The organism is Actinomadura sp. B10D3 (assembly GCF_039871695.1).
Classification (GTDB): Bacteria; Actinomycetota; Actinomycetes; order Streptosporangiales; family Streptosporangiaceae; genus Spirillospora; species Spirillospora madurae.
This window is the reverse complement of record NZ_JBDPLY010000012.1, coordinates 56,441-78,958: the sequence shown is the minus strand read 5'-3', so window position 1 is coordinate 78,958 and position 22,518 is coordinate 56,441. Positions and strand designations below refer to the sequence as shown.

Annotated in this window: 22 protein-coding genes; 12 read left to right on the top strand and 10 right to left on the bottom strand. The window is 72.9% G+C overall.

Annotation, left to right across the window (positions count from 1 at the left end; genetic code table 11):
- Positions 1–45 precede the first annotated feature (45 nt).
- The 7 genes from ABGB11_RS19480 (at position 46) to ABGB11_RS19450 (ending at position 5,149) form a co-directional block, all read left to right on the top strand.
- Entirely contained in the window at positions 46–1,428 is a 1,383-nt protein-coding gene (locus ABGB11_RS19480; protein ID WP_347634708.1) for an MFS transporter, read from the top strand.
- A gap of 8 nt (positions 1,429–1,436) precedes the next feature.
- Positions 1,437–1,787: a YciI family protein gene (locus tag ABGB11_RS19475; RefSeq protein WP_347634706.1), complete on the top strand. Its 351-nt coding sequence runs from the start codon at positions 1,437–1,439 to the stop codon at positions 1,785–1,787.
- A complete protein-coding gene (locus tag ABGB11_RS19470) occupies positions 1,784–3,001 on the top strand; it encodes an RNA polymerase sigma factor (RefSeq protein WP_347634704.1) in 1,218 nt (405 codons plus the stop codon). Before ABGB11_RS19475 ends, ABGB11_RS19470 begins: the two co-directional genes overlap by 4 nt.
- Positions 3,002–3,227: 226 nt before the next feature.
- Complete coding sequence (locus ABGB11_RS19465) at positions 3,228–3,611, top strand: hypothetical protein (protein ID WP_347634702.1); 384 nt, start codon at positions 3,228–3,230, stop codon at positions 3,609–3,611.
- A gap of 4 nt (positions 3,612–3,615) precedes the next feature.
- Positions 3,616–4,272 (top strand): hypothetical protein, encoded by a 657-nt coding sequence (locus tag ABGB11_RS19460; protein WP_347634700.1) that lies wholly within the window; start codon positions 3,616–3,618, stop codon positions 4,270–4,272.
- A 62-nt stretch (positions 4,273–4,334) separates the two neighbouring features.
- Positions 4,335–4,739, top strand: a complete 405-nt coding sequence (locus tag ABGB11_RS19455; protein ID WP_347634698.1) for a roadblock/LC7 domain-containing protein — start codon at positions 4,335–4,337, stop codon at positions 4,737–4,739.
- A 38-nt stretch (positions 4,740–4,777) separates the two neighbouring features.
- On the top strand, positions 4,778–5,149 hold the full coding sequence (locus tag ABGB11_RS19450) for a hypothetical protein (RefSeq protein ID WP_347634696.1): 372 nt from the start codon (positions 4,778–4,780) through the stop codon (positions 5,147–5,149).
- Positions 5,150–5,185: 36 nt separating this feature from the next.
- On the opposite strand, the gene clpB is transcribed toward ABGB11_RS19450, so the two are convergent.
- From clpB to dnaK, 5 genes are all read right to left on the bottom strand, one after another.
- A complete protein-coding gene (gene clpB / locus ABGB11_RS19445) occupies positions 5,186–7,777 on the bottom strand; it encodes an ATP-dependent chaperone ClpB (RefSeq protein WP_347634694.1) in 2,592 nt (863 codons plus the stop codon).
- 64 nt (positions 7,778–7,841) lie between these two features.
- Positions 7,842–8,294 carry a helix-turn-helix transcriptional regulator gene (locus tag ABGB11_RS19440; protein ID WP_250358966.1) on the bottom strand — a complete coding sequence of 151 codons (453 nt, stop codon included), beginning with the start codon at positions 8,292–8,294 and terminating at the stop codon, positions 7,842–7,844.
- Between the two features lie 29 nt (positions 8,295–8,323).
- Entirely contained in the window at positions 8,324–9,496 is a 1,173-nt protein-coding gene (gene dnaJ / locus ABGB11_RS19435) for a molecular chaperone DnaJ (protein ID WP_347634691.1), read from the bottom strand.
- Between the two features lie 88 nt (positions 9,497–9,584).
- The gene (gene grpE, locus ABGB11_RS19430; protein WP_347634953.1) at positions 9,585–10,238 is read right to left on the bottom strand and encodes a nucleotide exchange factor GrpE; all 654 of its coding nucleotides are present in this window, start codon (positions 10,236–10,238) and stop codon (positions 9,585–9,587) included.
- Complete coding sequence (gene dnaK, locus ABGB11_RS19425) at positions 10,232–12,097, bottom strand: molecular chaperone DnaK (protein ID WP_347634689.1); 1,866 nt, start codon at positions 12,095–12,097, stop codon at positions 10,232–10,234. Before dnaK ends, grpE begins: the two co-directional genes overlap by 7 nt.
- 431 nt (positions 12,098–12,528) lie before the next feature.
- Here dnaK and ABGB11_RS19420 point away from each other — a divergent pair, with 431 nt between their 5' ends.
- The 4 genes from ABGB11_RS19420 to ABGB11_RS19405 all read left to right on the top strand — a co-directional run bounded on the left by ABGB11_RS19420 (position 12,529) and on the right by ABGB11_RS19405 (position 16,236).
- Positions 12,529–13,146: an RNA polymerase sigma factor gene (locus ABGB11_RS19420; protein WP_347634687.1), complete on the top strand. Its 618-nt coding sequence runs from the start codon at positions 12,529–12,531 to the stop codon at positions 13,144–13,146.
- Complete coding sequence (locus ABGB11_RS19415; RefSeq protein WP_347634685.1) at positions 13,139–14,287, top strand: CU044_5270 family protein; 1,149 nt, start codon at positions 13,139–13,141, stop codon at positions 14,285–14,287. The genes ABGB11_RS19420 and ABGB11_RS19415 overlap by 8 nt, the downstream gene beginning before the upstream one ends.
- A gap of 123 nt (positions 14,288–14,410) precedes the next feature.
- Complete coding sequence (locus ABGB11_RS19410; RefSeq protein ID WP_347634683.1) at positions 14,411–15,016, top strand: RNA polymerase sigma factor; 606 nt, start codon at positions 14,411–14,413, stop codon at positions 15,014–15,016.
- Positions 15,013–16,236: a hypothetical protein gene (locus tag ABGB11_RS19405; protein WP_347634682.1), complete on the top strand. Its 1,224-nt coding sequence runs from the start codon at positions 15,013–15,015 to the stop codon at positions 16,234–16,236. The genes ABGB11_RS19410 and ABGB11_RS19405 overlap by 4 nt, the downstream gene beginning before the upstream one ends.
- A 111-nt stretch (positions 16,237–16,347) precedes the next feature.
- Here ABGB11_RS19405 and ABGB11_RS19400 read toward each other — a convergent pair whose 3' ends face one another.
- Positions 16,348–17,049 (bottom strand): TetR/AcrR family transcriptional regulator C-terminal domain-containing protein, encoded by a 702-nt coding sequence (locus tag ABGB11_RS19400; RefSeq protein WP_347634680.1) that lies wholly within the window; start codon positions 17,047–17,049, stop codon positions 16,348–16,350.
- A 124-nt stretch (positions 17,050–17,173) separates the two neighbouring features.
- Between ABGB11_RS19400 and ABGB11_RS19395 the strand changes: the two genes are divergently transcribed.
- Positions 17,174–18,664 (top strand): MFS transporter, encoded by a 1,491-nt coding sequence (locus ABGB11_RS19395; protein WP_347634678.1) that lies wholly within the window; start codon positions 17,174–17,176, stop codon positions 18,662–18,664.
- Here ABGB11_RS19395 and ABGB11_RS19390 read toward each other — a convergent pair.
- From ABGB11_RS19390 to ABGB11_RS19375, 4 genes are all read right to left on the bottom strand, one after another.
- Entirely contained in the window at positions 18,654–20,219 is a 1,566-nt protein-coding gene (locus ABGB11_RS19390; protein WP_347634676.1) for a 3-hydroxyacyl-CoA dehydrogenase, read from the bottom strand. The two genes, ABGB11_RS19395 and ABGB11_RS19390, sit on opposite strands and share 11 nt — an antisense overlap.
- 55 nt (positions 20,220–20,274) lie before the next feature.
- A complete protein-coding gene (locus ABGB11_RS19385) occupies positions 20,275–21,090 on the bottom strand; it encodes a DUF2182 domain-containing protein (protein ID WP_347634674.1) in 816 nt (271 codons plus the stop codon).
- 17 nt (positions 21,091–21,107) lie between these two features.
- Positions 21,108–21,758, bottom strand: a complete 651-nt coding sequence (locus tag ABGB11_RS19380; protein WP_347634672.1) for a DUF1326 domain-containing protein — start codon at positions 21,756–21,758, stop codon at positions 21,108–21,110.
- 134 nt (positions 21,759–21,892) lie between these two features.
- Positions 21,893–22,513: a TIGR03086 family metal-binding protein gene (locus tag ABGB11_RS19375; RefSeq protein WP_347634670.1), complete on the bottom strand. Its 621-nt coding sequence runs from the start codon at positions 22,511–22,513 to the stop codon at positions 21,893–21,895.
- Positions 22,514–22,518: the final 5 nt, after the last annotated feature.

Here is a 22,518-nt window from a genome sequence, read left to right as displayed (position 1 = left end):
CGATTGTCGGGAGGGGGAGAGCTGATCCGGCGGAAGGGGAGAGACATGACCGCGCGGCTTTGGGGAGTGTTGGGGCTGCTGTGTGCGGCGAACTTCATGGTGATCCTCGATTCGCAGATCGTGCTGCTGGCGTTGCCGTCGGTGGAGCGCGATCTGGGGTTCGCGGGAGGCGGGGCGCAGTGGGTGCTGAGTGCCTACCTGCTCGGGTTCGGTGGGCTCCTGCTGCTCGGCGGGCGCACGGCCGATCTCGCGGGCAGGCGGCGGACGTTCCTTGGCGGGACGGCCCTGTTCCTCGTGGCGTCGCTGCTGTGCGGGTCCGCGTGGACGGGCGGGGTGCTGATCGGCGCTCGGGTTCTGCAGGGGATTTCGGCGGCGCTCATGGCGCCGAGCGCGCTGTCGATCGTGACCGCGACGTTCGCGGAGGGGCCGGAGCGGAACCGGGCGATCGCGGTGTGGGGCAGCGTCGGCGGCTTCGGCGCGACGGCGGCGCTGCTGGTCGGCGGGCCGTTGACGGGCGTGCTGGGATGGCGGTCGATCTTCTTCCTGAACATCCCGGTCGCGGTGCTGCTGCTCGGTCTGGGCCCGGTGCTGCTGGCCGAGAGCCGGAACGGGGGACGTGCCTACGACCCGGTGGGGGCCCTGACGGTGACGCTCGCGGTGTCGGCGGCGGTGTACGGGGTCGTCCAGGTTCCCGAGGTCGGCTGGACGAGCGGCTGGACGGCCGCCGCGTTCGCGGTGGCGGTCGCCGCCGGGGCGCTGTTCGTGCGGGTGGAGGCGCGGTCGGCGGCACCGCTCGTCCCGCTGCGGACGTTGCGGTCGCGCCGGCTGGTCGGCGGGAACACCGTGACCTTGGTGGCGGCGATGGCGGTGTTCGGGACGTCGTTCGCCCTCTCGCGGTTCGCGCAGGGCGTCCTCGCGTACTCGCCGCTGGAGTTCGGGTTCGCGACGGCGGTGTTGCCCGTGATGGCGGTCGCCGGGTCGTACACGGCGCAGGCGGCGCTGCGGCGCGTCGCCGTCCGGCCGGTGGCGATGGCGGGGCTCGCGGTCATGGCGGCGGGCTGCCTGCTGCTGGGGCGCGTGACGGAGACCAGCGGGTACGCGGCGGGACTGCTGCCGGGCCTGGCCCTGCTCGGGTTCGGGCTGGGGGCGTGCGGGGTGGCCGGGGCGGTCGCCGCGCTCGCCGGGGCCGCCGCCGGGGACGCGGGCCTGGCGTCCGGGATCAACACGGCCGCGTTCCAGCTCGGCGGCGCGTTCGGGGTGGCGGTCTCGTCCACCGCCGTCCTGTCCTGGCCGGGCCCCGCCGCCGGGTTCCGCGCGGCGTTCGACGCGTCGGCCGGGATCGCCCTGGCCGGCGTGCTCGTCGTGGGCGTCCTGCTCGCGGCACCGGTCCGACGAGTTTCGCGGCCGGAGAAGGTCAGAGTCCGATAGGAGGAACCATGCAGTACATGATGCTCATCTGCGGCGTGCCGGGGCGCGAGATGTCCCCGGACGACCAGGCGGCGATGATGGCCGACACGGTGGCGTGGGTCAAGGAGATGGACGACCGCGGCGTCCGCCGGTTCGGGGACCGGCTGCGGCACGCCGACGCCGCCACGACGGTCCGGGTGCGGGACGGCGAGACCCTGATCTCCGACGGCCCGTTCGCCGAGACCAAGGAGCAGATCCTCGGCTTCGATCTCCTCGACTGCGCCGACCTGGAGGAGGCGCTGGAGATCGCTTCCAGGCACCCGTCGGCGCGGTACGGGTCGATCGAGCTGCGGCCGTTCTGGCCGCTCGGGGAGGGATGACGGGCGGCGTCGAGCGGGCGGTCGCGGCGGCCTTCCACGACGAGTGGGGACGGGTCGTCGCGACCCTCATCCGCATGACGGGCGACTGGGACCTCGCCGAGGAGTGCGCCCAGGAGGCGTTCGCCCGCGCCCTCGAACGGTGGCCGGACGACGGCGTGCCGCGCCGCCCGGGCGCCTGGCTGACCACGACGGCCCGCAACCACGCGCTGAACCGGATCCGGCGCGGCGTGACCGAGACCGCCAAGCTGAAGGAGCTGGGCACGATGACCGGGCCGCAGGAACCGCCCGACACCGGCGGCGTCCCCGACGACAGGCTCCGGCTGATCTTCACCTGCTGCCATCCGGCGCTGCCGATCGAGGCGCGCGTGGCGCTGACGCTGCGCACGCTCCTCGGCCTGACGACCGGCGAGATCGCGCGGGCGTTCCTGGTCGCGGAGCCGGCGATGGGGCAGCGGATCGTCCGGGCCAAACGCAAGATCCGGGACGCGGGCATCCCCTACCGGGTCCCTCCCGCGCACCTGCTGCCAGAGCGCACCGCGTCCGTCCTCGGCGTGGTGTACCTGCTGTTCAACGAGGGGTACGCGGCGACCGAGGGCGACGACCCTGTGCGGGTCGACCTGTGCGCCGAGGCGATCCGGCTCGCCCGCGTCCTGCACGGCCTGATGCCCGCCGACCCGGAGGTCACCGGCCTCCTCGCGCTCCTGCTGCTCCAGCACTCCCGGCGCGCCGCCCGGCAGGACGCGGCGGGCGACCTGATCGCCCTGGAGGACCAGGACCGCGACCGCTGGGACCGCGCCGCGATCGCCGAAGGGGCCCCGCTCCTGGAGGAGGCCCTGCAGCAGGGCGCTCCCGGCCCGTACCAGGTGCAAGCGGCCATAGCGGCCTGCCACGCCACCGCCCGCACCGCCGAGGACACCGACTGGCCGCAGATCGCCGCCCTGTACGGGCGCCTGGAGACCATGAACCCGGGGCCGGTCGTCCGGCTGAACCGGGCGGTCGCGGTGGCCATGGCCGACGGCCCGCAGGCGGGCCTCGCCCTCGTCGACCGGATCGAGGGCCTCGACGGTTACCACCTGCTCCACGCAACCCGCGCCGACCTGCTCCGCCGCCTGGGCCGCAGGGAGGAGGCGGCCCAGGCCTACCGCGAGGCCCTCGCCCTGGCCCGCGCGACCCCCGACCGCCGCTACCTCACTCACCGCCTGAACACCCTCTGACCGCTCGGCGAATCCGATCAAACGTCGTGGCTTCACGGCTTTTGGGGGTGTGTCGGAAAGGGGTGGGTGACGGGCCGATTCTGCGGGTAAAACGGGCATATCCGCGCTGACCGGTTCGCATCCTAGGTGGTATTTATATCCCGGTCGCTCGCTTTTCCGAGTTTGTGGTGCGAGTGGGGAAAACCTGGCTAAGGTCGAGTTCCTGCAACTCTCATTCGGTGGGGGAATGGGCTTGCGCATTGACGACTGCCTTGCGCGGATGATGGCCATACCGGGGGCGCAGCGGGTGACCCTGGTCGACTGCGCCAGCGGGCTGGCCGTGGCCGCGGCCGGCCGGGAGGATCTCGTCGACCAGCACGAGGACGCGGCCGGGGCGACCGACGTGGTGCGCGCCGTGCTGACGACGCCGGCGCTGAGCGCCACCGCCGCGGGGGACGACGTCGAGGAGATCATCGTCTGCGGCACGCACGGATATCACCTGCTGGCCCTCACCGACGCCGATCTCGACGGCCACCTGTTCGTCCATTTGCTGCTCGACCGGCAGCACGGGAACCTCGCGCTCGCCCGGATCCGGATGCGCTCTCTCGTCGGCGAAATGACGGGCGGCTGAGACGGTGCGGACCACCATTTCGGACGTCCTCGGCTCGCTCGAACGGGAAAGGCGCACCGGCATGCTCCGTCTCGGCGGCGACGGCACGGTCCATTTCGACCGCGGCGCCGTCGTCCACGCCGAGAGCCCGCACGCGCCGAAACCCCCGCCGGGCGGAGCCGACCCTGAACTGCCGGCGCTGCTCGCCCTGTTCGACGCCGCCTACTTCCTCCTCGGCTCCACGGCCGAGCCGGTGTTCACCGAGGGTTCGCCGCGCGGGCGTCCCCTTCGGGTCACCGTGGCGACGCTCGTGCACGAGCGGCGCCGGCGCCGCGCCCTCCTCGACGCCGCCTGGCCGGACGCGGGCGTGGACGCCGCTCCCGTCGTGCCGGTCCGCCGCGTCCGGCGGCAGCGCGTCATCCTCACCGGCGTCCAGGCGGAGATCCTGCTCAACGCCGACGGCCGGCGCACCCCCGGCCGGCTGGCCCGCGACCTCGGCCGGACGGCGTTCGGCTGCCTGCTCGCGGTGCGCGGCCTCGCCGCCGCGTCCCTGATCCGGACGGACCCGCCCGCCGTCCCCGGCCCCCCGCCACCGCCCCGGGCCGAGATCCCGGCCGAATGGGCACCGGCCGACCACGACCTGCTCGGACGGCTCCGGGCGGCGCTGGTGGAGCTCGGCTGACCGTGCGACGGGCCGAGTGGGCCGGCCGACCGGTGAGACGTTCGATCGAAAGGCTGACGAAGGTGGCGAAACGAGCGGTGGTCCCGCGTCCCGAGACGGAGGTGGCGGCGGAGCTGCGGACGCTGCGGGCACGCGTCCCGCAGCTCACCGGCAGCCTGGTCGCGTCGGCGGACGGGCTGCTCGTCGCGCAGGACCTGCCGGAGTCCGTCGAGCCGTCCGGGATGGCGGCCGTGACGGCGACCGGCCTGTCCCTCGCGCACCGGATCGCGCAGACCGCGCACGGCGGCGCCTTCCACGAGGTGGTGATCCGGGGCGTGGACGGCTACGTCGTCATCTACGCGGCCGGGCCGACCGCGTCGCTCACGGTCCTCGCGGGCCCGTCCGTCAACGTGGGCCGGCTCCACCTGGAGTCGCGCCCCGCGGCCCGTGCCATCGCCGCGCACCTCACCGGCACGCGCCGCCCGTAACCGCAATCACGCGTCACTGGAATCGAAAGGGGAAACGCATGTCCAACCTGGACCTCGCCTTGAAGGACATGATGGCGATCGACGGCGCCGTGGGGGTCGCCGTCGTCGACTACAACAGCGGCATGGCCCTCGGGCAGCTCGGCGGCTCCAAGGCCCTCGACCTGCAGATCGCCTCCGCCGGCAACACCGAGGTGGTGCGCGCCAAGCTCCGCACGATGGAGCAGCTCGGCATCAAGGAAGAGATCGAAGACATTCTCATCAGCATCTCCACGCAGTACCACGTCATCCGCCCGGTGACCGGCCGTAAGGGCAAGGGCCTCTTCCTCTACGCCGCCCTCGACCGCGGCCGGGCCAACCTCGCCCTCGCCCGCCACCGCCTCCGCGAGATCGAGGAGAGCCTGGAGGTGTGACGCGCGTGCCCCAGGGGGCGACCCCTGGGGCACCCGTCAGACCGTCAGCCCCTTGGCCGCGTGGACGGTCAGGGCGTCGGCGGCCTCGTCCAGGTCGACGATCACCTCGTCGCCGTCGCGGATCTCGCCGGACAGGAGCTCGCGGGCGAGCTGGTCCCCGATCGCGGTCTGGACGAGGCGCCGCAGGGGCCGCGCCCCGTACAGCGGGTCGTAGCCGGTCAGCGCCAGCCACTCGCGGGCCGCGGGCGTCACCTGGAGGGTGAGCCGCCGGTCCGCGAGGCGCTTGGCCAGCGTGTCGACCTGGAGGTCGACGATGCGGGTCAGCTCGTCCGTGGAGAGCGCGTCGAAGAGGATCACGTCGTCCAGGCGGTTGAGGAACTCCGGCTTGAACGAGTTCCGGACGGCGTTCCAGACCGCCTCGCGCTTCGCCCCGTTCTCCAGCGTCGGGTCGACGAGGAACTGCGACCCGATGTTGGACGTGAGGATCAGGATCGTGTTGCGGAAGTCGACCGTGCGGCCCTGCCCGTCGGTCAGGCGGCCGTCGTCCAGGACCTGCAGGAGGATGTCGAACACCTCGGGGTGCGCCTTCTCCACCTCGTCCAGCAGCACCGCCGAGTACGGGCGGCGCCGGACGGCCTCGGTGAGCTGCCCGCCCTCCTCGTAGCCGACGTACCCGGGCGGGGCGCCGACGAGCCGGGCGACGGAGTGCTTCTCGGAGTACTCGCTCATGTCGATGCGGGTCATCGCCCGCTCGTCGTCGAACAGGAACTCCGCGAGCGCCTTCGCCAGCTCGGTCTTGCCGACGCCGGTCGGGCCGAGGAACAGGAACGAGCCGGTCGGGCGGTCCGGGTCGGAGATGCCCGCGCGGGCGCGGCGCACCGCGTCCGACACGGTCCGGACGGCGGCCTGCTGGCCGATGAGGCGCCGGCCCAGCTCCTCCTCCATGCGCAGCAGCTTGGCCGTCTCGCCTTCGAGGAGCCGGCCCGCCGGGATGCCCGTCCAGGACGCGACCACGTCGGCGACGTCGTCCGGGCCGACCTCCTCCTTGACCATGGCGTCGCGGTTCTCGGCCTCCTCCGACGCCTCCTCCAGCTGCTTCTCCAGCGCGGGGATCTCGCCGTAGGTGAGCCGCGCGGACGTCTCCAGGTCGCCGTCGCGCTGGGCGCGCTCGGCCTCGCCGCGGAGCTGGTCGATCCGCTCCTTGATCGCGCCGACGCGGTTCAGGCTCGCCTTCTCCTTGTCCCAGCGGGCGACGAGGCCGGTGAGCTGCTCCTGCTTGTCGGCCAGGTCCTTGCGGAGCCGGTCGAGGCGCTCCCGGGACGGCTCGTCGGTCTCCTTGGCGAGGTTCAGCTCCTCCATCTTCAGCCGGTCCACGGCGCGCTGCAGCTCGTCGATCTCCACCGGGCGGGAGTCGATCTCCATGCGCAGCCGGGACGCGGCCTCGTCCACCAGGTCGATGGCCTTGTCCGGCAGGAACCGGGACGTGATGTAGCGGTCGGACAGCGTCGCCGCCGCGACCAGCGCCGAGTCGTTGATCTGCACCTTGTGGTGCGCCTCGTAGCGGCCCTTCAGCCCGCGCAGGATCGCGATGGAGTCCTCCACGGAGGGCTCGCCGACGAAGACCTGCTGGAAGCGGCGCTCCAGGGCCGGGTCCTTCTCGATGCGCTCGCGGTACTCGTCCAGCGTCGTCGCACCGATCATCCGCAGCTCGCCCCGGGCCAGCATCGGCTTCAGCATGTTGCCGGCGTCCATCGCGCCCTCGGCCGCGCCGGCCCCGACGACGGTGTGCAGCTCGTCGATGAACGTGACGATCCGCCCGTCGCTCTCCTTGATCTCGTTGAGGACGGCCTTGAGCCGCTCCTCGAACTCGCCGCGGAACTTGGCGCCCGCGACCATCGCGCTCAGGTCCAGGGAGACGAGCCGCTTGCCGCGCAGCGACTCCGGGACGTCGCCCGCGACGATCCGCTGCGCCAGCCCCTCCACCACGGCGGTCTTGCCGACGCCGGGCTCACCGATCAGCACCGGGTTGTTCTTCGTGCGCCGTGACAGCACCTGCACGACCCGGCGGATCTCCGAGTCGCGCCCGATGACCGGGTCGAGCCGGCCGTCGCGGGCCGCCCCCGTCAGGTCGACGCCGTACTTCTCCAGCGCCTGGTAGGTGCCCTCCGGGTTCTCGGTGGTGACGCGGGCGTGGCCGCGCACCTTCTCGAACGCGTCCAGCAGCGCCTGCGGCGTGGCGCCGAACTCCTTCAGCAGGCCCGCCGCCGGACCGCCGTCCGCGGCCAGCCCGACCAGCAGGTGCTCGGTCGAGACGTACTCGTCCTCCAGCTGCTGGGCCCGGTTCGCCGCGGTGTTGATCGACCGCTGGAGCTGGCCGGACAGCCGCGGCGTCGCGACCGTCGACCCCTGCGCCTTCGGCATCGCGGCGAGCCGCTCCTCCGCCCGCCGCCGGATGACCTGCCAATCGGCGCCGATCGCCTCCAGCAGCGGCACGGCCGTGCCGTCCGGCAGCCCGATCAGGGCCACCAGCAGGTGCTGGGGATCGACCTCGGGGTGCCCCTCGGCCGCCGCCCTGCGGACCGCGACCGACAGCGCCTCCTGGCTTTTCTGCGTCAGCTTGTAGTCCATGCTCCGCCCCCCGGGCTCTGTTCATCTGGGGGGACGACCCCCAGACCCCCCGACAAGTACGATTTCAGTCCGAGTCGCGCTCATGCCAAACGACGACACTCGTGTGCCGGATGGGCACGAGATCGCCGCCGGGTGCGCCGCCCGGTTCCCCGTGCCGCCGCTGCTGCGCCAGCCGCGCCGCGACGGAACGGGTCGATTCGAGTTCGTTGGCGAGCTCCTCCAGCGCGGCGTGCGCCCTGGCGAGCTCCTCGCGGAGCCGCGCGTTGTCGCGCTGCAGCTCCAGGATGTGCTTGATTCCGGACAGGTTGATGCCCTCTTCCTGCGAGAGCCGCTGGATCTCGCGGAGCATCACGATGTCGCGCATCGAGTAGCGGCGTCCGCGCCCCGCCGTCCGGCCGGGGCACACCAGGCCCATCCGGTCGTACGTCCGCAGGGTCTGCGGGTGCAGCCCGGACAGCTGGGCCGCCACGGAGATCACGTAGACCGGAGTGTCGTCGCCGAAAGGATCAGTGTTCATGGCTCACTCCGTTCGCCCGCCGCTCATGACTACTCCTGTCTGGCCTGCTGGAGGAGTCCGGCGCGCAGGTCGTCGCCGGCGCCGGCGTCGCGCAGCCGGACGAGCGCCTCGCGGGACCGCTCGTCGAGCTTCTGCGGGACGTGCACGTCCACGGTGACGAGCAGGTCGCCCTTCGTGCCGTCGCGGCGGGGCGCCCCCCGCCCCTTGACACGGAACTTGCGGCCGTTGGGCGTGCCCTCCGGCAGTTTCAGCGTGACCGGCTGGCCCTGGAACGTCGGCACCTTGATCTCGGCGCCGAGGGCGGCCTCGGGGAAGGTCACCGGGACGGTCAGGGTCAGGTTGTCGCCGCTGCGCCCGAACACCGTGTGCGGGAGCACCTTGATGTTCACGTACAGGTCGCCGGCCGGGCCGCCGTTCTCGCCCGGCGCGCCCTTGCCCTTGAGCCTGATCTTCTGCCCGTCCGCGACGCCCGCCGGGATGCGGGCCTGGATCGTGCGGGTGCCGGTCGCGCGGCCGCTGCCGTGGCAGACCGGGCACGGGTCGTCCACCACGAGGCCCCGGCCCCGGCAGTCGTGGCACGGCTCCTGGAAGCCGAAGTTGCCGAGGTTGCGGGTCTCGTGCCCGGTGCCCTCGCAGTTCGGGCACACCCGCGGCACGGTGCCGGCCTTCGCGCCGGTGCCCCGGCAGGCGTTGCAGGCCGCCTCGCTGGTCAGCTTGATCGGGACGGTCACGCCGTTCATCGCGCGGCCGAACGACAGCGTCACCTCGGTCTCGACGTCCGCGCCGCGCCGGGCGCGCCGCGTGCCGGACGTGCGGGTGCCGCCCCCGCCGCCGCGGCCGAACAGGCCGCCGAACAGGTCGCCGATGCGCTCGCCGGCGCCGCCGGGCTGCGTCCCGCCGCCCGGCTGGCCGAACAGGTCGCCGAGGTCGAACGGGAAGCCGCCGCCCTGCTGGCCGCGGAAGCCGCCCGGCATCGACCGCACCGCGTCGTACTCCTTGCGGCGCTTCTCGTCGGACAGCACGTCGTAGGCCTCGGAGACCTCCTTGAAGCGGTCCTCGGCTTCGGTGTCGCCCTTGTTGGCGTCCGGGTGGTACTTGCGCGCCAGCTTCCGGTAGGACTTCTTGATCTCCTCCTGTGAGGCCGTCTTCGCGACACCGAGGACCTTGTAGTAGTCCTTCTCCAGATAGTCCTTGGTGCTCACGGCGCCCCGCCTTCTGCTCTCGCCACTTGCCACATGCCTTCATGCCCCGAAGTGGGGCCCGCCCCGGACGGGACGGGCCCCCCGGGGTTCACTCGCCCGGTTCGTCGTCGGTGTCGCCCGGCTCGGCGCCGGACGCGTCCGGTGCGGCGTCCGGGTCCGGGTCGGCCACCGCCACGCGGGCGGGCCGCAGGATCCGCTCGCCGATCCGGTAGCCGGGCTGCAGGACGTCGATGACGCTCGTCTCGGTCACCTCCGCCGAGAGCGAGTGCATCAGCGCCTCGTGCACGACCGGGTCGAAGGGCTCGCCCTTCTCTCCGTACCGCTCCAGGCCGAGCTTGCCGGTGACCGCCTCCAGGCTCTCCGCGACGGACTTGAACCCGCCGGTGAGCTCCTCGTGGTCACGGGCGCGGCCGATGTCGTCCAGCACCGGGAGCAGCTCGGACAGCACCTGCCCGAGGGCCTGCTCGCGGACCGCGACCCGGTCGCGCTCGACGCGCTTGCGGTAGTTGTCGTACTCGGCCTTCAGGCGCTGGAGGTCGGCGAGCCGTTCCGCCAGCTGGGTCCTGAGCGAGGAGATTTCCTCGTCGGTGACCGGGGCGCCCCCGTTCGCGGGGGCCTCCGGGGCCGGCGACGACTCCGCCGCCTGCGCCCGGACCTCCCCCGTCTCGGGATCGATGCGCCGCTTGTCGCGGATCACCGGGCCCTCCTTCTCCTCGCCCTCGTTGGGGGAGGACGTCACGATGCATCACCCTTCGGCTTGTCGTCGTCCACGATCTCGGCGTCGACCACTTCGTCGTCCTGCGGCTCGCCGCCCTGGGCGTCGGCCGTCGGCCCGGCGTCGTCGGCACCCGCCTGGGCACCCTCCGGGTTCTGCGCGTACATGGCCGCGCCCATCTTCTGGCTGACCTGCGCCAGCTTCTCGGCGCTGCCCTTGATCGCGTCGACGTCGGTGCCCTCCAGGGCCTTCTTCACCTCGGCGACCGCGTCGTTGACCTCGGTCTTCAGCTCCTCGGGGACCTTCTCGTCGTTCTCCCGCAGGAACTTCTCGGTCGAGTACGCGAGGGTGTCGGCCTGGTTGCGGACCTCGGCCTCCTCCTTGCGCCTGCGGTCCTCCTCGGCGTACTGCTCGGCGTCGCGGACCATCTTCTCGATGTCGTCCTTGGGCAGCGCGCTGCCGCCCGTGATGACCATCGACTGCTCCTTGCCGGTGCCCTGGTCCTTCGCGCTGACGTTCACGATGCCGTTCGCGTCGATGTCGAAGGTGACCTCGATCTGCGGGACGCCGCGCGGCGCCGGCGGCAGACCGGTGAGCTGGAAGGTGCCGAGCTTCTTGTTGTACGCGGCGATCTCGCGCTCGCCCTGGTAGACCTGGATCTCCACGGACGGCTGGTTGTCGTCGGCGGTGGTGAACGTCTCCGACCGCTTGGTCGGGATCGTGGTGTTCCGCTCGATGATCTTGGTGAAGATGCCGCCCTTGGTCTCGATGCCGAGGCTCAGCGGGGTCACGTCCAGCAGCAGGACGTCCTTGACCTCGCCCTTCAGCACGCCGGCCTGGAGGCTGGCGCCGATCGCCACGACCTCGTCCGGGTTGACGCCCTTGTTGGGCTCCTTGCCGCCGGTCAGCTCCTTCACCAGGTCGGACACCGCGGGCATCCGGGTCGAGCCGCCGACCAGGACGACCTGGTCGATGCCGTCGACCGTGATGCCGGCGTCCTTCAGCACCGAGTGGAACGGCGCCTTGGTCCGGTCGAGCAGGTCGGAGGTCATCCGCTGGAACTCGGCCCGGGTGAGCTTCTCGTCCAGGTGCAGCGGGCCCTCGGCGGACGCGGTGATGTACGGCAGGTTGATCTGCGTCTCGGACGAGCCGGACAGCTCGATCTTCGCCTTCTCGGCGGCCTCGCGGAGCCGCTGGAGGGCCATCTTGTCCTTGCCGAGGTCGACGCCGTTGGCGTTCTTGAACTTCTCGACCAGCCAGTCGACGACCTTGTTGTCCCAGTCGTCGCCGCCCAGGTGGTTGTCACCGCTGGTGGCCTTGACCTCGACCACGCCGTCGCCGACCTCCAGCAGGGACACGTCGAACGTGCCGCCGCCGAGGTCGAAGACCAGGATGGTGGCCTCGTTCTCCTTCTCCAGGTGGTAGGCCAGCGCCGCCGAGGTCGGCTCGTTGATGATGCGCAGGACGTTCAGGCCCGCGATCTGGCCGGCCTCCTTGGTGGCCTGCCGCTGGTGGTCGGAGAAGTAGGCGGGGACCGTGATCACCGCGTCGGTGACGGTCTCGCCGAGGTAGGCCTCGGCGTCCCTCTTCAGCTTCTGCAGCACGAACGCGCTGATCTGCTGGGGGTTGAAGTCCTTGTCGTCGATCTTGGTCTTCCAGTCGGTGCCCATCTCGCGCTTGACCGACCGGATCGTCCGGTCCACGTTGGTCACCGCCTGGCGCTTGGCGACCTCGCCGACCAGGACCTCCCCGTTCTTGGCGAACGCGACGACGGACGGCGTGGTCCGCGACCCCTCCGCGTTCGCGATGACGGTGGGCTCGCCGCCCTCCAGAATCGCGACGACCGAGTTGGTCGTCCCGAGGTCGATGCCGACCGCACGTGCCATGTTTCTCGTCCTCCGTCGTTTCCGGTTGCAACCCCGTTGCCGGTGTCCTCGCAGCCCCGGTCGCCCCCCAGGGCGCGGCCGGTTGAGTCTTCTGTCCGCAAGAGTGCCGTCCGGTCGCGCCCTTGTCAAATGACTTGAGTCGACTGGACTCAACTTTGCTGACGTCCTCTTCAACAGGACGATTGACACACCTATTCCGGTTCCCGGTGTGCCGGGCATTCGGCGCGAAGGTGATCGGCCTCTGTGGCCGTGTCGCTGTGGGGCACCGCCCAGGACGGGGACGGCGGCGGCATCGACCAGCGCATCGTCCGCGCCTACCGCGTCCGGTAAGCGGCAGTACGGACCGAAGCGAAAGCGGTGAGGGGTTCCGGGTGATACGTGTGTGACCGCCATCCGCCCGACGGAAAGGCACCACATGACGGGGAACCCCCTTGCCGCGGCGCGGCCGGGCCCGGGCGGGGCCCGGGCGGGCCCGGCGCGGCACCGGTCCGGCCGCGCCACGGCCGTCCCTGGACGACCCCGAACGGTTCGGCGAGGTCTTCGACGCCCACTTCGCCGAGATCCACGGGTACGCCGCCAAGCGGCTCGGCCCCGACGCCGCGTCCGACATCGCGTCCCAGACGTTCCTGGAGGCGTTCCGCCGCCGCCACCGCTACGACCCGGCACGGGCGAGCGTGCGGACCTGGCTGTACGGCATCGCGACCAACCTGATCGGCAAGCACCGGCGCGGCGAGGTGCGCGGCCTCCGGGCCCGCGCGCGGCTCGGCCCCGTCCCGGACGAGGGCGGCCACGCGGACCGGGTGGACGCCCGGGTCAGCGCCGAGGGCCTGCGGGGGCGGCTCGCCGGCGCCATCGCCGGGCTGCCCGCCGGCGAGCGGGACGTGCTCCTGCTCGTCGCGCTCGCCGACCTCACCCACGAGGAGGTCGCGGCGGCGCTGGACGTCCCGTACGGGACGGTCGGCTCCCGGCTCAGCCGGGCCAGGAAGAAGGTCCGCGAGGCACTCGGCGGGACGAACCCGATGCACGAAGGGGAGAACGACCATGGATGAGCTGCGGACGGTCCGCGAGGCGTACGGGGAGCCCGCCCCGCCGACCGCACGAGAGATCGCCGACGCGCGTGCCGCATGGGAGGAGAAGCCCGCACGGCGCATCCGCTTCGGGTGGCCGGCCGGGCTGGGCCTCGGGGTCGTCGCCGCGGGCGCCGCGGCCGCCGTCGCCGTCGCGGTCACCGCCCAGGGTTCGCCGGAGGCGCCGCCGTCCCGGGTCGACCTGGGCAGGAAGGCGGTGCTGGCTGCGGCCGCGAAGGCGGAGCTGATGCCGACCGGCAAGTACTGGTACACCGACCAGATCCAGGGCCAGTCGTACATGATGCGGCCGAAGACCGGGAGTTACGCGATCGTCGGCGCGCACAGCGAGACGTTCCAGTGGGCCGCCGCGAAGCAGGGCGGGGGCGAGGCGTTCTACGGCCGCGACCTGGCCGCCAGACCGCTGACGAAGAAGGACGAGGCGGCGTGGCGGCGCGCGGGCTCGCCCACGAAGTTCAAGGTCTGGTCGAACGACCACTACTACACCTACGGCCAGAAGACGACGGAATGGGAGGTGGACGATCCCGACCCGGCGGGCGGCGGCAAGTACTTCGTGCAGGGGACCGGCCGGACGCTGACCGTCGCGGAGATCCAGCGGCTTCCGACCGATCCCGGCGTGCTGGCCAGGATGTTCTACACGCCGGACCGCGACTCCAGGAACAAGGCCGTCCGCCTGCGCGACCGGAAGATGACGCCGAGCGTGAAGCTCGGGATCACCGCGTCGCTGCTGGAGAACGCGCCGCTGCCGCCGAAGGTGCGCGCGGGGCTGATGCGGGCGCTCGCCGCGCAGCCCGGAATCCGGTCGCTGGGCACGGCGACCGACCCGCTCGGTCGGACGGGCGTCGCGCTGGCCGCCGAGGAGAGCCCGTCGACGGTGGACGGCGAGTTCGGGGCGCCGCCCGAGGAGCAGGGGACCTACCGGGCGCGGTCGGAGCTCGTCTTCGACCCGGCCACCGGCGAGCTGCTCACCGAGCAGCTGGTGCTGACCGAGCCCGGCGGGGCGTACCGGGACCGCGAACCCGGATTCGTGATCAACTATTGGCTCGTCCGGGACACGGGCTGGACGGACGCCAAGCCGAAGCCGCCGGCCAAGCCACCCTTCTGACCCGGGGCCGCGCACGCCCTCCGCCCCGCCGCGCGGGCGGAGGGCGTGCCCCGTGAAGGCGATACGGGGCTTCGGTTGAGAACGGAATGACCGAGCACTTCCCCCAGAGCGAGGATCATCCCTATGGCCCCTCACCCCCCGCCTGATCTGAGCGCGGACGCGGCGGACGCGGAGGCGATCGTGCGGTCGCGGCGCGACCCGGCCGCGTTCACGGAGATCTTCCACCGCCACTTCGCCGCGATCCACGGCTACGCGGCCCGGCGGCTCGGTGTGGACGCGGCCGACGACATCGCGGCCGAGACGTTCCTCGCCGCGTTCCGCAAGCGCGGGCGCTTCGACCCGGCGCGCGGCAGCGTCCGGCCCTGGCTGTACGGCATCGCGACCCGGCTGATCGGGCTGCACCGCCGTGCCGAGGGCCGCCGCTTCCGGGCGCTCGCCCGCACCCCCGCCGATCACTTCGAGGACGGCCACGAGGACCGCGTCACGGCGCGCGTCACCGCCGGTGGCGCCGGGGCCGATCTCGCGGACGCGCTGGCCGGGCTGCCGCGCGGTGACCGGGACGTGCTGCTGCTGGTCGCGCTCGCCGACCTGTCGTACGAGGAGGTCGGGCAGGCGCTCGGCCTGAAGACGGGCACGGTCGCCTCCCGGCTGCACCGGGCCCGGCGCCGCCTGAGGGAGTCGCTCGGCGGGACGCACCGCGCGCTGATGGTTGAGGAGTCGCCCGCGTGAACGAGAAAGAGAAGAACGTGATGGATCAGGTCCGGGATCTGCTGCAGGAGCCTCCGCCCCCGTCGCAGGAGGTCACGGCGAAGGCGCTGTCCATGCTGGAGGACGCGATGGCGCCGGGCGGCGGGCACGTCCGGGCGCCCCGGCCGCGGCGGCGGTTCGGGTGGCCGGTGAAGCTCGGCGCCGGGCTGGTCGCGGTGGGCGCGGCGGCGGCCGTCGCCATCGCCCTCACGGGGCAGGGCTCCTCCGGTTCGCCCGGCTCGCCGGGGACGCCGGGAACCGTCGACCTGCACAGGAAGGCGGTGCTCGCGGCGGCGGCCAAGGCGGAGTTGGCGCCGACCGGCAAGTACTGGCACACCAACAGCCTCGACGGGCAGTCGTACATCGTCCGGGCGAAGACCGGCACGTACGCGATCGTCGGCGCGGCGAGCGAGTCGTTCCACTGGGCGGGCGTGAAGAAGGGGTCCGGCGAGGCGTACTACAACCGCGACCTGCCCGCCAGGCCGCTCACCCCGCAGGACGAGGCCGCGTGGAAGCGTGCCGGGTCGCCGAAGAGCTTCCGGGTCTGGTCGAACGACCACTACTTCACCTACAGGGCCAAGGCGACGCCGTGGCGGTCGCACGGCCCGGAGGTCGGCGTCCTCCCCGAGGGCGGCGGCGAGTTCCTCGGCAAGTCGATCGAGGAGTGGCAGAACCTGCCGGCCGATCCGGCCAGGCTCGCCGAGATCCTGCTGGGCAAGGGGGACGCGGCGCGCCGCGGGGCGGACCCCTCGGGAAGCGGGTCCGACCCGAGGATGAAGGCCGAGGCCCTGCAGGAGAGCGACATCTGGCGGACCGCGTCGATCCTCAGCAACGCCCCGGTGACGCCGAAGGTCCGGGCGGCGCTGATGCGGGCGCTGGCCGCGCGGCCGGGCATCCAGGCGATCGGCACCGTCGCCGATCCGCTGGGCCGCAGCGGCGTCGCGCTGGCGGCGGGCGAGCGCACCACGACGATCGACGGCGAGTGGGGCGGGCCGAAGGCCGAGCGGGGAACCTACAGCCACCGCCAGATGATCGTGTTCGATCCGCGGACCGGGGGGCTGCTGGCCGTGCAGGACACGCTGACCAAGCCCGGCGGGCCGTACGCGGAGATGAAGCCCGGCTTCGTCATCAACTACGTGGCGACCCGCTCGGAGGGCTGGACCCACACCAAGCCGAAGCCTCCCGCTGAGCTGCCCTTCTGACCCTTCCGGACCCGGAGGTGGTGAGCGCTGCCGTTGTCCCTCGGTGAACGCCGCCCCCACACGATGCTCTCCGCCCACCGTCCAGGCGGGGGGCATCGCCCGCGCACGGCGTCAGGGACGCCGGGCCTCCAAGCCGTCCAGGACGCACGCGAGGCCGAACGTGAACCGGCCTTCCAGGACGTCGCCGGTCTCCTTCATCCAGATGTCGCGGATGTGGGCGGCCAGCCCGGGACGTTCGGCGTCCAGCCCCTCCAGGTAAGGGCCGAGGCTCTCGACCCATTCGGCGCCGGACGTGCCCGCCTGGTTGCGCTGCCAGCTCACCTCGCTCCCCGCGGCGCCGATGACGTAGTCGACCACGGCGGACCAGGCGTACTCCAGGTCGAAACCGGCGAACCCGGCGGTGCCGAACGCGGCCAGCACCTCGTCCAGGATGCGGGTGGCGTTCGGGCCGATCATCGGGCGGCTGCCGAAGAGGGTGATCGTCCACGGATGCCGGTGGATCATCGCGCGGAGGCTGCGCGCGTACCCGGCGGCGGCCTCGCGCCAGCCGTCCCCGGCGGGGACCTCCACCTCGGCCATGACGCGGTCGAGCGCGAGTTCGAGCAGCTCGTCCTTGTTCGCGACGTGCCAGTACACCGAGGTGGCGCCGGAGTTCAGCCGGGTGCCGAGGCGGCGCATGCTGAGCCCGTCCAGCCCCTCGGCGTCGAGCAGGTCGAGCGCGGCGTCGACGATCTGGTCGCGGCTCAGCGCCGGCTGCTCGCGCCGCGCCCGCGCGGGCCGCGTCCAGACCGACGCCGGTGCCTTCTCCGCCATTGCCTGCCTCCCTCACCGTCTTCCCGTACAGAGTATCGGAACTTGAACACTGTACGATTTTGATCGTACAGTGTGCGAGTCATCTCGAACACTGTACGAGATCTTCAGGAGAAAGGACGCTCCGATGAGTCAGGCTCCCCATCCACACCGCTGGCGGATCCTCGGCGTGCTGTGCCTCAGCCTCTTCGTCGTCATGGTCGACAACACGATCCTGAACGTGGCGATCCCGTCCCTGCTCAAGGACCTGGACGCCACGACCTCCGACGTCCAGTGGGTGATCGACGCCTACTCGCTGGTCTTCGCCGGGCTGCTGATCACCGCCGGCAGCCTCGGCGACCGGCACGGCCGCCGCCGCGCGATGCTGGCCGGCTTCGTGCTGTTCGGCGCCGGCTCGCTGCTCGCCGCCTTCGCCGCCGATCCCGCGCAGCTCGTCGCGATGCGGGCGCTGATGGGCGTCGGCGGCGCGCTCCTCATGCCCGGGACGCTGTCGATCATGGCGCAGGTGTTCGGCCCGGACGAGCGCGCGAAGGCGTTCGCCCTCTGGGGCGCGACGTCCATGGTCGGGCTCGCCGCCGGGCCGACGCTCGGCGGGCTCCTGCTGGAGCACTTCTGGTGGGGCTCGGCCTTCCTGGTCAACGTGCCGATCACCGCCGCCGCCGTCATCGGCCTGCTGGTGCTCGTCCCCGAGTCGCGCGGGCCGCGCCGCCGCCCGGACGCGCTCGGCGCCGTCCTGTCCACGGCCGGCATGTCGGCGCTGGTCTGGGCGATCATCTCCGCTCCCCAGCACGGCTGGACGGGCGTCCGCACGCTCGGCGCTGCCGGGGCCGGGGCCGCCGCGCTCGCCCTGTTCGTCCTCTGGCAGCACCGCAACCCCGAGCCGATGCTCGACCTCGGCCTGCTGCGCCGCCGCGCGTTCTCCGGCGCCGCCACCATGATCGCGATGTTCGGGTTCGCGCTGGCCGGGGTGATGTTCGCGCTGACCCAGCTGCTCCAGCTCGTGCTCGGCTACGGGCCGCTGGAGGCCGGGCTGGCGCTGCTGCCCGTCGCCGTCTCGGCGGGCGCCGGCAACGGCCTCGGCGCCTCGCTGGAGTCGCGGTACGGCGCCCGTCCCGCCCTGGTCACCGGGTTCGCCGTCCTCGCGGCCGGGCTCGCCGCGCTCGGCCTGACCGACCCGCACGACGGGTACGCCGTCCTCGCTGCCGGGCTGGTCGTCCTCGGGTTCGGCGCCGGGATCGGCACCCCGGCCGCCTACAGCACGCTGATGGCCGCCGTCCCGCCCGAGGAGGCCGGGGTGAGCTCCGCGGTGAACGACGCCGGGCAGGAACTCGGCAGCGCCCTCGGCGTCGCCGTCCTCGGCAGCGTCATCTCCGCCGTCTACGCCGGGGGCCTGCCGGACGGCGTGCCCGGCCCCGCCCGCGACTCGCTCGGCGCCGCGCTGGCGACCGGCGACCCCCGCCTCGCGCGCGCCGCGAAGGACGCGTTCGCCGACGCGGTCTCCACGGGCTCGCTCGTCGCGGCCGGGGTGATGCTGGCCGCCGCGCTCTTCGCGGCGTTCGCCATGCGCGGCGTCGGCCGCCCGGCCGCCGCGGACGCGCCGGAGCCCGTCAGGACGTGAGGTCGGACGGGGCGGTGCCGGCCTCGGTGAGGGGGAGGCCGAGCGCCACCCGTTCGGTCAGCCAGGCGCTCGGCCGGTAGCGCGGGTCGCCGGTGGACGCGTGCAGGCCGCGCAGGATCTCCAGGACGCGGTCCGCGCCCGCGTCGTCGGCCCACTCCAGCGGGCCGCGCGGGTAGCCGAGGCCGAGGCGGACGCCGGTGTCGATGTCGCGCGGGCGGGCGAGCCGCTGCTCGGCGATGCCGCACGCCACGTTCACGATCGACGCGAGGAGCCGCTGCGCCACGGGGGCGGGGGCGTCCCGCACGACGGTCACGTCCCGTCCGGTGGCCGCGAGGGCGGCGAGACCCGCGCGGCCCGCGTCCCTGTCCAGACCCGGATGCACCATCACGGTCAGGCGGGTGAAGAAGCCGCCGAACGGGTCGACGCCGAGGGTGCGCTCACGGGGGAGGCCTTGGGCGGCGGCCACGGTGCTCTGCCCGAACGGGGCGACCAGCACGACGGCGTGTTCGGACGGCTCGTCCCCGGTCTCGACCTCTACATCCGCCGTGGACAGCAGTGCGCCCAGTTCCTCGCGCACATCGCCGTGGACCCACACAGGACGCGGCTCCACCGCAGGCACAGTGACCTCCGGCGGCTCCTGCTTGGCGCCGTCCACGTACTTGTAGAAGCCCTCGCCCGTCTTGCGTCCGTAGAGGCCCGCTTCCAGCCGCGCCCGTCCGAGCCTGGACGGACGGAACCGCGGCTCCGTGTAGAAGCCCGTCCAGATGGACTCCATCACCGGGTGCGACACGTCCATCCCGGTGAGGTCGAGCAGCTCGCAGGGCCCCATCTTCAGGCCGAGGACGTCCCGCGCGATCCGGTCGACGTCCACGGGCTCGGCGGCGCCCTCGGAGAGGATCTGCAGGGCCTCGGTCACCAGGCCGCGCCCGGCGTGGTTGACGAGGAAGCCGGGCGCGTCCGGCGCGAGCACCGGTTCGTGCCCGAGGCGCCGGACGAGGTCCGCGAGAGCGCCCGGGACCCACTCCGCCGTCCGCGCCCCGGGGACCACCTCCACGAGGCGCATCAGCGGCACCGGGTTGAAGAAGTGCAGCCCCGCCACCCTGGACGGATCCTCCAGCGCGGCGGCGATGGCCGTCACCGGCAGCGAGCTGGTGTTGGTGACGAGGATCGTCTCCGCCGGGCAGACCTTCTCCAGGGACGAGAACAGTTCCCGCTTGGTGTCGATGTCCTCCCGCACCGCCTCCACGACCAGATCGCAGTCCTGGAACGGGGTGAGCGGCTCACCGACCGGACGGAGCCTCGCCCTGGCGGCCTCGGCGTCCGCCGCGGTCATCCGCCCCTTGGACACGAGCTTGTCGAACATGCCGCCGATGTGCTCGGCCGCGCCGACCACGGCGTCCATCCGGATGTCGGCCAGCTCCACCGTCAGCCCGCCCGCCGCGGCGAGCTGCGCGATGCCGCGCCCCATCGCCCCGGTGCCGATCACCCGGACCGTCGTCACCCGCCGCGCCCACTGCTCCACCGTGGCCTCCTCGCTCGTCCGCCTACCCCGCATTCAACCCTCCGCCGCCCGGCGGCGCGGACCCCGCCCTCCCGGACCCGCCGCGGTACTAGGTCAGCGTGGGCGTGAGGCCGGGGGAGACGAGCAGGGCGAGTCCGAAGGCGATCATCACGACGCCCAGCGGTCCGCTGACCCGTTCCCCGTACCGCCAGACCTTCTCGACGAGGATGACCGCGGCGATGACCCCCATCCAGACCAGGCTCATCATCCCCGCGGCGAGCAGGACGGCCATCAGCGCCCAGCAGCACCCCAGGCAGAAGGCCCCGTGGTGGACGCCGACGAGCAGCGCGCCCGGCGGGCCCGCCGTGATCCGCTCTCCGTGCCGGACGACGACGGCGAGCGGCGAGCGGCACAGCCGCAGGCACGCCCGCTTCAGGGGCGAGAGCTGGTAGACGCCCGCGAACACCAGCACGACGGCGCCCGCACGCGCGGCCCTCAGCGGGTCGCCCCCCGTGACGGCCGACTGGAAGGCCAGGTACAGGCCGTACGCGGCCGCCCCGGCGGCCCCCCACACGAGCAGGTACCCGGCCGCCAGCATGTACGCCGTCACGCCCCGGCCGTCCCGGCGCCGCACGAGCCGGTCGATCCGCATGATCACCGGGGTGACCGCCGGAAGCATCATCGCCGCCATCATCACGAGCCAGATGCCGAGGAACAGCCCCGCGCTCATGGAGTTCTCCATCGGCATGGCGGCCATCCCACCGGAGTTCTCGGGACGGGCGGCGCCGGTCAGGAGCCCGGCGCGCATGTCCGGCGTGGCCAGGCGGTGGACCTCCAGCCACGCGAACGCGGAGAGGGCGATGAGGACCCCGACGAACACGAGCTCGTGCGTCGCGGGGCGGGCGCCGGTCCGCCTCCGTGACACCAGGGCCGGCGGAGCCCTCACTCCGGCCCGCTCCAGTCGAACGGGATGTGCTTGCTGGAGCGGCCCGCCCAGTCCCAGCTGAAGCCGTAGGCGTCGGCCTGGTCGGCGAGCGCCCTGCCCCAGGTGGCGACCTGGCCGGGCCCCGTCTCGGAACCGGGGGCGTTGACGGTCTGCACCCGTGCCCCCTCAGGTGTCGTGGGGCCCGTCAGCGCCTCGGCCCTCGCCACGACGTGGCCGGGCACCTCAGCGCTCCAGGTGGCGAGGTCGTCGTCGACGGAGATCGTGACGGGCGAGAACTCGATCCCCCGCACCTCCGGAGCGAGCATCCCCACCAACCGGGCGGGCCATCCGCCGGCCTCACCGCCGAAGATCTTCCCGAGCGCCTCGCGCTGGGACTCGTCGGCGCGCTCGTCCAGGAAGACGGCCGCGTACGCGTCGGAGTGCTCGCCCCAGACGTTCCCCACGAACGAGCCGAGCATCAGGACGTTGAGGCCGTCGAGAGAGACGTCTCCGTACCTCCCTTCGCGGATGTGCCATGCCAGCACGCCGTCGCAGTCACCGTAGGTAGGGGGCTGCGCGTAGGTGCACGGGCACGGGACGGCGCACTTGCAGACGTCGAACCAGTCGCCGGCGGCATGCCAGCGAGGTGTCGCGCTGGTCTCGGCCATGGCTTTCCCCCCGATCGCGCTCCCCGCCGCGTCTGGGGGTGCCGGCACACGGCAACCACTCCGATAATCGTTACAAAACACCAGATCGGGAGCCAGTAGGCGCGGGTAAAACCTGCCGCCGGAACCGCCGCCGGCTAGTCCTGCCCGGCCGTCCAGGAGGGGTCGCGGCCGGTCATCGCGATGAGGCGGTCGAGGGCGGGCGCGTCCTCCGGAACGCCGACGGCGGGACCGAACAGGCCCGGGATGCCCTTGCCCCCGCTCTGCTCGACGGACGGGGCCACGAACGCCAGGCAGGACTCGATCTCCTCCCTGCTCACCTCGTAGGGCTGGCCGCTGGCGCGGGCGATGTCCCAGCCGTGCACGACCAGCTCGTTCATCGCGACGTTTCCGGCGTCCGCCCCCGGCAGGTCGATGCCGCCCGCCTGGGTCATGCCCTCCCACGCGGCCGGGTCGCGCCAGGCGCCGGCGAGCGCGTCGAGCCGCTCGGGCATGCGGGCGCGCCAGTCCGGCGGCAGCACCGGCCCCTCGCCGCCGATCCCGGCCTGGCCCGTGGACGGCGGCTGCGTCCCCCCTTCCGGGAATTCCTTCTTCGCCGCCCAGGTGAAGGCGAGCGTGAGCCCGTCCACATGCTCGATGAGGGCGCCGAGCGAGGTGTCCGTGCAGGGGGTCGGCCGGTCGAGCTGGGCGTCGCGGACGCCCGCGAGCAGGGCGGCCATCCGGCGCGTGGCGGGCGCGAGATCGGGCATCGGGGTCATGGAAG

Bases quoted from the DNA above. Each gene is read 5' to 3' on its own strand.
- ABGB11_RS19480 (WP_347634708.1), top strand. From the start codon at position 46: ATGACCGCGCGGCTTTGGGGAGTGTTGGGGCTGCTGTGTGCGGCGAAC.
- ABGB11_RS19475 (WP_347634706.1), top strand. From the start codon at position 1,437: ATGCAGTACATGATGCTCATCTGCGGCGTGCCGGGGCGCGAGATGTCC.
- ABGB11_RS19470 (WP_347634704.1), top strand. From the start codon at position 1,784: ATGACGGGCGGCGTCGAGCGGGCGGTCGCGGCGGCCTTCCACGACGAG.
- ABGB11_RS19465 (WP_347634702.1), top strand. From the start codon at position 3,228: ATGGGCTTGCGCATTGACGACTGCCTTGCGCGGATGATGGCCATACCG.
- ABGB11_RS19450 (WP_347634696.1), top strand. From the start codon at position 4,778: ATGTCCAACCTGGACCTCGCCTTGAAGGACATGATGGCGATCGACGGC.
- clpB (WP_347634694.1), bottom strand. From the start codon at position 7,777: ATGGACTACAAGCTGACGCAGAAAAGCCAGGAGGCGCTGTCGGTCGCG.
- ABGB11_RS19440 (WP_250358966.1), bottom strand. From the start codon at position 8,294: ATGAACACTGATCCTTTCGGCGACGACACTCCGGTCTACGTGATCTCC.
- dnaK (WP_347634689.1), bottom strand. From the start codon at position 12,097: ATGGCACGTGCGGTCGGCATCGACCTCGGGACGACCAACTCGGTCGTC.
- ABGB11_RS19415 (WP_347634685.1), top strand. From the start codon at position 13,139: ATGGATGAGCTGCGGACGGTCCGCGAGGCGTACGGGGAGCCCGCCCCG.
- ABGB11_RS19410 (WP_347634683.1), top strand. From the start codon at position 14,411: ATGGCCCCTCACCCCCCGCCTGATCTGAGCGCGGACGCGGCGGACGCG.
- ABGB11_RS19400 (WP_347634680.1), bottom strand. From the start codon at position 17,049: ATGGCGGAGAAGGCACCGGCGTCGGTCTGGACGCGGCCCGCGCGGGCG.
- ABGB11_RS19395 (WP_347634678.1), top strand. From the start codon at position 17,174: ATGAGTCAGGCTCCCCATCCACACCGCTGGCGGATCCTCGGCGTGCTG.
- ABGB11_RS19390 (WP_347634676.1), bottom strand. From the start codon at position 20,219: ATGCGGGGTAGGCGGACGAGCGAGGAGGCCACGGTGGAGCAGTGGGCG.
- ABGB11_RS19380 (WP_347634672.1), bottom strand. From the start codon at position 21,758: ATGGCCGAGACCAGCGCGACACCTCGCTGGCATGCCGCCGGCGACTGG.
- ABGB11_RS19375 (WP_347634670.1), bottom strand. From the start codon at position 22,513: ATGACCCCGATGCCCGATCTCGCGCCCGCCACGCGCCGGATGGCCGCC.